The 10501-nt window shown below is 60.4% G+C and carries 8 protein-coding genes and 1 pseudogene; 8 read left to right on the top strand and 1 reads right to left on the bottom strand.

Annotated features, from left to right (window positions below; genetic code table 11):
• A pseudogene (locus JQ845_RS18130) lies at positions 1–155 on the top strand (putrescine ABC transporter permease PotI); the annotation flags it as partial.
• 90 nt (positions 156–245) lie between these two features.
• Here the strand turns inward: JQ845_RS18130 and JQ845_RS18125 are convergent.
• The gene (locus JQ845_RS18125; protein WP_003437533.1) at positions 246–626 is read right to left on the bottom strand and encodes a COG4315 family predicted lipoprotein; all 381 of its coding nucleotides are present in this window, start codon (positions 624–626) and stop codon (positions 246–248) included.
• Positions 627–777: 151 nt separating this feature from the next.
• Here JQ845_RS18125 and phoB point away from each other — a divergent pair, with 151 nt between their 5' ends.
• The 7 genes from phoB (at position 778) to epsC (ending at position 10268) form a co-directional block, all read left to right on the top strand.
• On the top strand, positions 778–1470 hold the full coding sequence (phoB, locus tag JQ845_RS18120; protein ID WP_003437538.1) for a phosphate regulon transcriptional regulator PhoB: 693 nt from the start codon (positions 778–780) through the stop codon (positions 1468–1470).
• 99 nt (positions 1471–1569) lie between these two features.
• Positions 1570–2898: a phosphate regulon sensor histidine kinase PhoR gene (gene phoR, locus JQ845_RS18115; RefSeq protein ID WP_203009317.1), complete on the top strand. Its 1329-nt coding sequence runs from the start codon at positions 1570–1572 to the stop codon at positions 2896–2898.
• A 122-nt stretch (positions 2899–3020) separates the two neighbouring features.
• Positions 3021–4361, top strand: coding sequence for a hemolysin family protein (locus JQ845_RS18110; protein WP_003437542.1), 1341 nt, complete (start codon positions 3021–3023; stop codon positions 4359–4361).
• Positions 4362–4558: 197 nt separating this feature from the next.
• Positions 4559–5866: a CitMHS family transporter gene (locus JQ845_RS18105; RefSeq protein WP_003437544.1), complete on the top strand. Its 1308-nt coding sequence runs from the start codon at positions 4559–4561 to the stop codon at positions 5864–5866.
• Positions 5867–6114: 248 nt separating this feature from the next.
• Complete coding sequence (locus tag JQ845_RS18100; RefSeq protein WP_003437547.1) at positions 6115–7773, top strand: Na/Pi cotransporter family protein; 1659 nt, start codon at positions 6115–6117, stop codon at positions 7771–7773.
• Positions 7774–7863: 90 nt separating this feature from the next.
• The gene (locus JQ845_RS18095; RefSeq protein WP_203009316.1) at positions 7864–9246 is read left to right on the top strand and encodes a M16 family metallopeptidase; all 1383 of its coding nucleotides are present in this window, start codon (positions 7864–7866) and stop codon (positions 9244–9246) included.
• Positions 9247–9341: 95 nt separating this feature from the next.
• Positions 9342–10268, top strand: a complete 927-nt coding sequence (gene epsC, locus JQ845_RS18090) for a serine O-acetyltransferase EpsC (RefSeq protein WP_003437573.1) — start codon at positions 9342–9344, stop codon at positions 10266–10268.
• Positions 10269–10501: the final 233 nt, after the last annotated feature.

Here is a 10501-nt window from a genome sequence, read left to right as displayed (position 1 = left end):
TGGCGGTGTCGCTGGTGACCTTCCTGGTGTGGTTCTTCAGCCGCCGCGCCGAAGAACACCGCAAAAAGGCGATTCAGCAAGCCATCGACGAAGCCTCGGCCGAGTCCTGGAAACAACCTGATGTACGCCGTCCGAAACCGCCCACAGCGGCATAAGACAGCGCCATAAAAAACCTCGCCTCATGCAAAGGAGGCGAGGTTTTTTTATGGCTGGAAACAACCTGCAGGAGCAGAGGGGTATGCGGGTCAGGGCTTGGCCACTTTCCACGCACCGTCCATTTTGCCGTCGCCAGTCTTGTCACCGGCTTGCTTGTCCATGACAAAGGTGTACAGCGGCTTGCCGTCATAGGCCCATTGCTGGGTGCCGTCATCACGCTTGACCATGGTCCACTTGCCCATGTTGTTATGGTTGCCCTCGACCATCAGTGGCGGCCAGTTGGTAGCGCATTTGTCGTTGCACATCGATTTGCCGTCCGCATCCTTGGCGAAGGTGTAGAGCGTCATGCCTTTGTGGTCGACCAGCATGCCGTCTTTGGCCATTGCCGGATCAGCCGCGAACGCCAGGCCCGGCAGGGCCAATGCAGCAGCGACCACTAAAGCTTTCAGGGAAAAAGAGCTGCGAATCATCGGAATCGTCCTTTTGTGGTTGTACGATTTGAACTCAAAGCGTAGTTCAGTAACCTGCATCCCGTGGGCAACACCCAGGACTGTCACACGACTGCAATAATTCCGTTATCTAATGCGCCACAAGACAGTTAAATGACACGAGGATTACGGCATGGCTGGCAGGAGCATTTTGATTGTTGATGACGAGGCACCGATCCGCGAAATGATTGCAGTAGCCTTGGAAATGGCAGGCTACGACTGCCTTGAAGCCGATAATGCCCAGGATGCCCATGCCATCATCGTTGACCGCAAACCGGACCTGATCCTGCTGGACTGGATGCTGCCCGGCGGCACTTCCGGCATTGAACTGGCCCGCCGCCTCAAGCGCGAAGAGCTGACCAGCGACATCCCGATCATCATGCTCACCGCCAAAGGTGAAGAGGACAACAAGATTCAGGGCCTGGAAGTCGGGGCTGACGACTACATCACCAAACCGTTCTCGCCCCGTGAACTGGTGGCCCGCCTCAAAGCCGTGCTGCGCCGTGCCGGACCTGCCGACAGTGAGTCACCCATTGAGATTGGCGGTTTGCTGCTCGACCCCATCAGCCACCGCGTCACCATCGACGGCACCCCTGCCGAGATGGGCCCTACCGAATATCGCCTGCTGCAGTTCTTCATGACCCATCAGGAACGTGCCTACACCCGCGGCCAACTGCTCGATCAGGTGTGGGGCGGCAACGTGTACGTGGAAGAGCGCACCGTGGACGTTCACATCCGCCGGCTGCGCAAAGCCCTCGGCGAGGCTTACGAAAATCTGGTACAAACCGTGCGCGGCACCGGCTACCGGTTTTCGACCAAAGCTTAAAAGCAGCAGCACGTCATCAACTGCAACCTGAAGGTCCGGAGCTGTCTGGCTCCTGGCTTGACGCTTGTAACTTGAGGCTTGCAGCTCACAACTGGACTTGTGATCTTGAATCAAAATTGGCATGGCACTCTGATTCGTCATTTGCTGCTTCTGGTCGCCGGCTGCTTGCTGGTCGGGCTGATCAGTGGTTATTACGGCTGGAGCATGGCAATCGGCCTGGCGTTCTATCTGGGCTGGACCCTCAAGCAGTTGCTGCGCCTGCATAAATGGCTGCGCCAGCACAAACCCGATGAAGCGCCCCCCGACGGCTATGGCCTGTGGGGCGATGTGTTTGACAGCATTTACCACCTGCAACGCCGTGATCAAAGGGCACGCGGGCGCCTGCAAGCGGTCATCGATCGCGTGCAGGAGTCTACGGCAGCCCTCAAGGACGCTGTGATCATGCTCGACAGCGACGGCAACCTCGAGTGGTGGAACCGCGCCGCAGAGACCTTGCTGGGCCTTAAAACGCCCCAGGACAGCGGCCAGCCGGTCAGCAACCTGGTGCGCCACCCGCGTTTCAAGGAGTACTTCGAGCAGGGCAGCTATGCCGAGCCGCTGGATATCCCCTCACCGATCAATGATCACCTGCGCATCCAGCTCTACATCACCCGCTACGGCAACAACGAACACCTGATGCTGGTGCGCGACGTCACCCGCCTGCACCAGCTCGAACAAATGCGCAAAGACTTCATCGCCAACGTCTCCCACGAACTGCGCACCCCGTTGACGGTGATCTGCGGTTACCTGGAAACCCTGCTCGATAATGTCGATGACGTGAACCCGCGCTGGAAACGTCCGCTTTCGCAAATGCAGCAACAGGGCGAGCGCATGCAGACCCTGCTCAATGACCTGCTGCTGCTGGCCAAGCTGGAAGCCACGGATTACCCCTCGGACAACCAGCCGGTGGCCATCGATACCCTGTTGCGCTCGATCAAGGGGGATGCCCAGGCATTGTCCGGGCAACGCAACCAGACCATCAGTCTGGAGATCGAGGCCGATGTGACGCTCAAAGGCAGCGAAGCCGAATTGCGCAGTGCTTTTTCCAATCTGATATTCAACGCGGTCAAATACACCCCCGATGGCGGCAGTGTGAAAATCCGCTGGTGGGCCAACGCCGCGGGGGCGCACCTTAGCGTGCAGGACTCGGGCGTGGGCATCGACAATAAACACCTGCCGCGCCTGACCGAACGTTTCTACCGTGTCGACTCCAGCCGCAACGCCAGCACCGGCGGTACCGGGCTCGGCCTGGCCATCGTCAAGCATGTACTGCTGCGCCATCGAGCAAGCCTGGAAATCAACAGCGTGCTGGGACATGGCAGCACTTTTACCTGCCATTTCGCCCCGGCGCAGGTGACAAAACCCGGCCTCCCGCCACTGACCGACTAGCCCCCATGGCCTTTACCCACTAGGCAAGGGCCGCCTCAGCCGCTACATTGCTCGGCGTCAGTCTGCGTAGCAGACTCGAACCTCCCCATTTTTTGAAACAACGGAACCATTAAAACTCCATCATGGACCCTTCCCCTGGCTTGACCCTCGCCACACTCTTCGCCGACTTCGGCATGATTCTTTTTGCACTGGTCCTGGTTTTGCTCAACGGTTTCTTCGTTGCGGCGGAATTTGCCATGGTCAAACTGCGCTCGACCCGGGTCGAGGCCATCGCGGACGTGAACGGCTGGCGCGGACAGATCCTGCGCACCGTACACAACCAGCTCGATGCTTACCTTTCTGCCTGCCAGCTGGGTATCACCCTGGCGTCGCTGGGCCTGGGCTGGGTCGGCGAACCGGCGTTCGCCCATATTCTGGAGCCTGTACTGGGCGCCATGGGCGTCGAGTCGCCCGAAGTGATCAAGGGCGTGTCGTTCTTTGCCGCCTTCTTCATCATTTCTTACCTGCACATCGTGGTCGGTGAACTGGCGCCCAAATCCTGGGCCATCCGTAAACCCGAGACCCTGTCGCTGTGGACAGCCGTGCCGCTGTACCTGTTCTACTGGGCCATGTACCCGGCGATTTACCTGCTCAACGCCAGCGCCAACGCCATTTTGCGGATTGCCGGCCAGGGTGAACCCGGCGCCCATCACGATCACGCTTACAGCCGTGAAGAACTGAAGCTGATCCTGCACTCCAGCCGCGGTCAGGACCCGAGCGACCAGGGCATGCGTGTTTTGGCCTCGGCAGTGGAAATGGGCGAACTGGAAGTGGTCGACTGGGCCAATTCCCGCGAAGACCTGGTCACCCTGGACTCCAAGGCGCCGCTGAAAGAAATCCTGGCGCTGTTCCGTCGCCACAAGTTCAGCCGCTATCCGGTCTACGACGCCGAGAGCAACACCTTCCTGGGCCTGCTGCACATCAAGGACCTGCTGCTGGAACTGGCCGACCTTGAGCACTTGCCCGAGACCTTCAACCTGGAAGAGCTGACCCGGCCGCTGGAGCGTGTATCGCGCCACATGCCGCTGTCGCAGCTGCTGGAGCGGTTCCGCAAGGGCGGCGCGCACTTTGCCCTGGTGGAAGAAGCAGACGGCAAGGTGGTTGGCTACCTGACCATGGAAGACGTGCTGGAAGTACTGGTGGGCGACATCCAGGACGAACACCGCAAGGCCGAGCGCGGCATTCTGTCGTACCAGCCCGGCAAACTGCTGGTGCGCGGCGACACGCCACTGTTCAAAATCGAGCGCCTGCTGGGTGTCGACCTTGACCACATCGAAGCCGAGACCATTGCCGGCCTGATCTACGACACCCTCAAGCGGGTGCCGGAAGAAGAAGAGAAGCTGGAAGTTGAAGGCCTGCGCATCATCATCAAAAAGATGAAAGGCCCAAAAATCGTCCTGGCCAAAGTCCTCAAGCTGGATTAATACCTGCCCCCCCTATACCTGCAGGAGCAAGCTCGCTCCTGCAGGATCAGGTCCCCGCGTCAGAATATTCACCGGCGACAGCTGGCTGAAAGAATTCCCCTCTAGCATCCCGTCACCTCCGGCAACAGACCGGCCGGCCTGACAGCACCCCCATCGCTGCCAGCGCCCAATAAACAACAATAACAACGGTGACTTTTATGCTGACCTTCCTTGGCTTTGCCATGGTCATTACGTTCATGTACCTGATCATGACCAAGCGCCTGTCGGCGCTGATTGCCCTGATCCTGGTACCCATCCTGTTCGCAGTATTTGGTGGCTTCGCACCCAAGATCGGCCCGATGATGCTCGAAGGCATCACCAAACTCGCCCCCACCGGGGTGATGCTGATGTTTGCCATCCTCTACTTTGCCCTGATGATTGACTCCGGGCTGTTTGACCCCGCCGTACGCAAGATCCTCAAGCTGGTTAAAGGCGACCCGCTGAAGATCGCGGTGGGCACCGCGGTACTGGCGCTGGTGGTCTCACTCGACGGCGACGGCGCGACCACCTACATGATTTGCGTGGCCGCCATGCTGCCGCTCTACAGCCGGATTGGCATGAGCCCGCGAATCATGGCCGGCTTGATCATTCTGGCCGGGGGCGTGATGAACATGACGCCTTGGGGCGGCCCGACCGCCCGCGCCGCCAGCGCCTTGCATGTCGACCCTTCGGACATCTTCGTGCCGATGATTCCAGCGATGCTGGCAGGCTGCGTGGCCATCCTCGCAATTGCCTGGTTCTACGGCCTGCGTGAGCGCGCACGCCTGGGCGAGTTGCACCTGCAGGGCGACGAAATTGATCACAGCGAAATCAGCGTCTCGCAGTTCCCGGACGCCCGCCGGCCAAAACTGATCTGGTTCAACGGTGCCTTGACCCTGCTGCTGATGGTCACCCTGATCGCCGGCCTGCTGCCTTTGCCCGTGCTGTTCATGGTCGCGTTCAGTATCGCGATGATCGTCAATTACCCTTGCCTGCAACAGCAAAAGGATCGCGTCGCAGCCCATGCCGGCAGCGTACTGGCAGTGGTCGGGCTGATTTTTGCCGCGGGCATTTTCACCGGCATCCTGTCGGGCACCGGCATGGTCGACGCCATGTCCAAAAGCCTGCTGGCCGTGATCCCGCCGGCACTCGGGCCTTATCTGGCGGTGATTACCGCACTGGTGAGCATGCCGTTCACCTTCTTCATGTCCAACGATGCGTTCTACTACGGCGTGTTGCCGGTACTGGCCGAAGCCGCCAGCCACTACGGGATTACGGCCGCCGAAATGGCCCGCGCCTCGATCGTGGGCCAGCCGGTTCACTTGCTCAGCCCGTTGGTGCCCTCCACCTACTTGCTGGTAGCCCTGGCCGGCATCGAATTCGGTGACCACCAGCGCTTCACCCTCAAATGGGCGGTACTGGTGTGCCTGTGCATCATGGTGGCGGCCCTGTTGCTGGGAACATTCCCGCTGTACAGCAGCCTCTGACCCGGCACGGGCCGGGTTGCCAGCGATAGATTCAGCTCGGTTTATCCGCAAGACCGAGGTGCTGCCATCGCTGGCAAGCCGGCGCCCACAGGTGCCTGGACCGGGCGAATGTTTCAGAAATGTTTCAAGACCTCGCGAGCTATGCGATGCTGGCGCTCAGCTCAATTGCCGACTACAGCTTAAGAAACGTCTGTAGGAATGATCCGCAGCTATTTGATCCTCAGGTACATCCTTTACAGGGAGCCAGCATGCTGACCCTGCTCAACCTGCTTTCCGCCGTGACCTTGCTGATTTGGGGCACGCATATCGTGCGTACCGGCATCTTGCGGGTCTACGGCACAAACCTGCGTCATGTCATCGGGCAGAACGTGTCCAAGCGCATGCTGGCCTTTGTCGCCGGTATTGTGGTCACGGCCATGGTGCAGAGCAGTAACGCCACCGCGATGCTGGTCACCTCATTTGTCGGCCAGGGGCTGATGACCCTCACTCCCGCGCTGGCAACCATGCTCGGCGCCGACGTCGGTACGGCCTTGATGGCACGGGTGCTGACCTTCGACCTGTCATGGCTGTCACCGCTGCTGATTTTCCTCGGGGTGATCTTCTTCCTGTCGCGCAAGCAAACCCGTGCCGGGCAGCTGGGCCGGGTCGGGATCGGCCTGGGCCTGATCATTCTGGCCCTGCAACTGATAGTCGAAGCCGCCGGCCCCATCACCCATGCCCAAGGGGTAAAGGTAATTTTTGCCTCGCTGACCGGCGACCTGCTGCTCGATGCCCTGGTTGGCGCCCTGTTCGCGATGGTGTCCTACTCCAGCCTGGCCGCCGTGCTGCTGACCGCAACCCTGGCCGGTGCCGGGGTAATCAGTCTGCACGTGGCGATCGGCCTAGTGATCGGCGCCAATATCGGCAGCGGCGTGCTGGCGCTCATCAGCACCAACATGCAAAACACCGCCGGGCGTCAGGTGGCGTTGGGCAGCCTGCTGTACAAGCTGATCGGCTTGCTGCTGATCATGCCCGTGCTCGATCCGCTCGTGGCCTGGATGGACAGCCTCAACTACAGCGCACAGGAACTGGTCATCGGCTTTCACTTGCTCTACAACACCGTGCGCTGCTTCTTGATGTTGCCTACCGTAGGGCTGATGGCGCGAATCTGCGCCTGGCTGCTGCCTGAACGCGAGCAAGCCAACGGCGCCATCAAGCCGCGCCATCTCGACCCTGCTGCGCTCGACACACCGAGCCTGGCACTGACCAACGCGGTGCGCGAAACCCTGCGTATCGGCGACCTGATCGACACCATGCTGGTCAACACCCTTGACGTACTGCGCGGCAAGCAAACGGCCGTGACCCAGCAGATGCGCACCCTGAGCGATGAAGTCGAGGTGCTGTACAGCGCGGTCAAACTCTACCTGGCACAAATGCCCCGGGAAGACTTGAGCGAACAGGACAGCCGCCGCTGGGCGGAAATTATCGAGCTGGCGATCAACCTCAAACTCGCCAGCGACCTGATCGAACGCATGCTGCGTAAAGTCCAGCAGCAGAAAACCTCGCAACGCCGCTCGTTCTCGGAAATGGGCCTGGAAGAACTGGTGGGCCTGCAAACCCAGTTGATCGAAAACCTGCGTCTGGGGCTGACCGTATTCCTCAATGGCGACCCGCAAAGTGCGCGCCAGCTACTGCGTGAAAAACGCCGCTTCCGCGCCCAGGAACGGCGCCTGGCCCACGCCCACGTCAACCGTCTGCAACGCAAGATCACCCAGAGCATCGAGACCAGTTCAGTGCACCTGGAGCTGATCGCAGACATGAAACGCCTTAATTCGCTGTTTTGCGGCAGCGCCTATGCGGTGCTGGAAACAGCCGATATCGGGGCGCTGGAACTGGATGACGCGGATGACACCCCGCATTTGCCTTGAACGTTGCGCGCCGGGTTGTTGTCAGTCTGTAAGCAGCGACTAACCTGCACCGACTGCTGCACTACCCCAACAAGGATTCAGGGATTTTTTATGCGTTGCCTGCTGCTCATCTGCCTGCTGCTGGGTACTGTCCCAAGCTTTGCCCTCGATCGTTACAGCGTGGAGGGCTACCAGTTGCCCAACGGCCTGCAACTGATCCTCAAACCCGGTACCGAACGCGGACATGTGGCCATCCGGTTAGTGGTGGGCGTGGGCCTGGACGACTTCAGCTGCGCCGATCAGCAACTGCCGCACCTGCTGGAGCACCTGTTGTTCAGCGGCGTCGACGACACCGGTGAAGGCGGCCTGGAGCAGCGCATGCAAGCGCTGGGCGGTGAATGGAACGCCTTCACCAGCCATGCCGACACCACCTTCGTGATCGAAGCCCCGGCCAAAAACCAGCGCAAGATTCTCGACCTGTTGCTGAGCCTGCTCACCCGCACACAATTCACCGAGCAGCGGATCAACGACGCCAAACAAGTGGTCGAGCGCGAAGACGGTGGCCATTACTCGCACTTGCAGCGCTGGCTCGACCGCCAGGACCTGGGCCACAGCGCCAGTAATCAACTGGCGGTTGAGCTGGGGCTCAAATGCGCCGAGCGCGCGCAAGTAAATAATCTGGCACGTGAGCAACTGGAAGCCGTACGCCAGAACTGGTATGCCCCCAACAACATGACGCTGATCATCGTGGGGGATCTTGACCGCCTGCTCCCGGCGTACCTGGAGCGTACCTATGGCGCCCTGGAGCCGGTAGAGCCCACCGAACACAAACCTTTGGCGGCAATCGCAGCCAAGGCCGAGCCCGAACGCGACCTGCTGCGCGGCGTGGTCGGCGACACCGTGCAACTGCACTGGCTGTTGCCGGAGCCGGTCATCGAAGGCCAGAGCGATGAAACCTGGGACCTGCTCAGGGATTATCTGGAGTGGGCGCTGTACAGCGAGCTACGGCTCAAGCACGGCTTGTCTTACGGCCCCTGGGCCGAGCGCGAGGTGTTCGGTGGCGTAGGCTTTTTAAGCCTCAATGCCGATCTTGACCGCGACGATGTAGCGCAAGCACGCCAGGTTGTAGAGCAACTGAAGACCCGACTGCTCAAAGAAGGGCTGGACCCTGAGGTTTTTGCTCGCCTCAAAAATGCCGCCATTGCCCGTCAGGCATGGGCCGTCCAAGGCAACAGCGCGCTGGCCGATTATTACTGGGCTTCGCTGGGTGACTACGATGATGGTCACTTTTATGACCCGGCCAGACAGCTGCAAGCCATCAGCCTCAAGCAGGCCAATGCGGCTCTGCACGAGCTGTTTGCCGAACCCGGCTATATGCGGATCGAAAAACCGTTGTTCAGCTACAACAGTCTGAGCCTGGTGATCCTTGGCGGGCTGGCGTTGCTGATCATCATCGGGGTGGGCTGGCGCGCCTGGCGTCATCGTCGGCGTTAAGCCGCAATTGTCCGTATCTGAAACGCTTTGATACCGTAAAATAATTGCCAATTCGCGGCTGCTCAATTCAGCCGCCAGCGTGCGGAGTATTCATCGTGAGTGATCGTTCCAATCCTTGGCAATTGCAAACCATCGTCTGCCAGCTACGAACGGCACGAAACCAGTGGCGCACGCAAAACGGGCGCGTCAGTGGTGAACAGGGAGGCCGCGAGCTGCCGTCGCGCGCGGCGATGGCCGATATTCTTGAAGCCCTGTGTGGTGCATTGTTTCCGATGCGCCTGGGCCCGGTGGACCTGCGCGAGGAAAGTGAAGACTTCTACGTCGGCCACACCCTGGATGTGGCGCTCAACGCATTGTTGACTCAGGCCCGACTGGAGCTGCGTTACGCGGCGCGCCAGGGCGGCCTGCCCGATGAGGGTGTGGATGCGAGTGCAACGCTGCTGATTCAGGATTTTGCCCTGGCGCTGCCCGGCCTGCGCAGCATTCTGGACACCGACGTTCTGGCCGCTTACCACGGCGACCCGGCGGCACGCAGCGTGGATGAAGTGCTGCTGTGCTATCCGGGGATTCTGGCGGTGATCCATCACCGCCTGGCCCATCACCTGTATCGCGCAGGCTTGCCCTTGCTGGCACGGATCAGCGCAGAAATTGCCCACTCTTCCACCGGCATCGACATTCACCCGGGGGCGCAGATTGGCCGCAGCTTCTTTATCGATCACGGAACAGGCGTTGTGATCGGAGAAACCGCGATCATCGGCGAACGTGTGAGGATTTATCAGGCGGTGACCCTGGGTGCCAAGCGTTTCCCGGCAGACGAATCAGGCCAGCTGCAAAAAGGTCATCCACGTCATCCAATCGTTGAAGATGACGTAGTGATCTATGCGGGGGCGACGATCTTAGGGCGCATCACCATTGGCCAGGGCTCGACCATTGGCGGCAATGTGTGGCTGACCCGCAGCGTACCGGCGGGCAGCAACCTGACCCAGGCCAACCTGCTGCACGATGACGGCACGCAGAAGTAAAACTCTGCATCGCTGGCAAGCCAGCTCCCACAGGGCCTGCTAGCAACACCCCGCACCCTGCAGGAGCGAGCTTGCCTCGCGATGGCAAACGCTGGATCGCATCGCTGGCAAGCCAGCTCCCACAGGGCCTGCTAGCAACACCCCGAATTCTGCAGGAGCGAGCTTGCCTCGCGATGGCAACCGCCGGGGCGCATCGCTGGCAAGCCAGCTCCCACAGGGCCTGCTAGCAACAC

Source organism: Pseudomonas paraversuta (genome assembly GCF_904063065.1).
In the GTDB taxonomy this organism is placed as follows: Bacteria; Pseudomonadota; Gammaproteobacteria; order Pseudomonadales; family Pseudomonadaceae; genus Aquipseudomonas; species Aquipseudomonas paraversuta.
The sequence above is the reverse complement of the archived record's forward strand: the minus strand, read 5'-3'. Positions and strand labels throughout refer to the sequence as shown.

What these genes read in the sequence shown, in the direction of transcription:
- JQ845_RS18100 (WP_003437547.1), top strand. Translation starts at nt 6,115, where the DNA reads ATGCTGACCCTGCTCAACCTGCTTTCCGCCGTGACCTTGCTGATTTGG.
- phoB (WP_003437538.1), top strand. Translation starts at nt 778, where the DNA reads ATGGCTGGCAGGAGCATTTTGATTGTTGATGACGAGGCACCGATCCGC.
- JQ845_RS18110 (WP_003437542.1), top strand. Translation starts at nt 3,021, where the DNA reads ATGGACCCTTCCCCTGGCTTGACCCTCGCCACACTCTTCGCCGACTTC.
- JQ845_RS18105 (WP_003437544.1), top strand. Translation starts at nt 4,559, where the DNA reads ATGCTGACCTTCCTTGGCTTTGCCATGGTCATTACGTTCATGTACCTG.
- JQ845_RS18125 (WP_003437533.1), bottom strand. Translation starts at nt 626, where the DNA reads ATGATTCGCAGCTCTTTTTCCCTGAAAGCTTTAGTGGTCGCTGCTGCA.
- JQ845_RS18095 (WP_203009316.1), top strand. Translation starts at nt 7,864, where the DNA reads ATGCGTTGCCTGCTGCTCATCTGCCTGCTGCTGGGTACTGTCCCAAGC.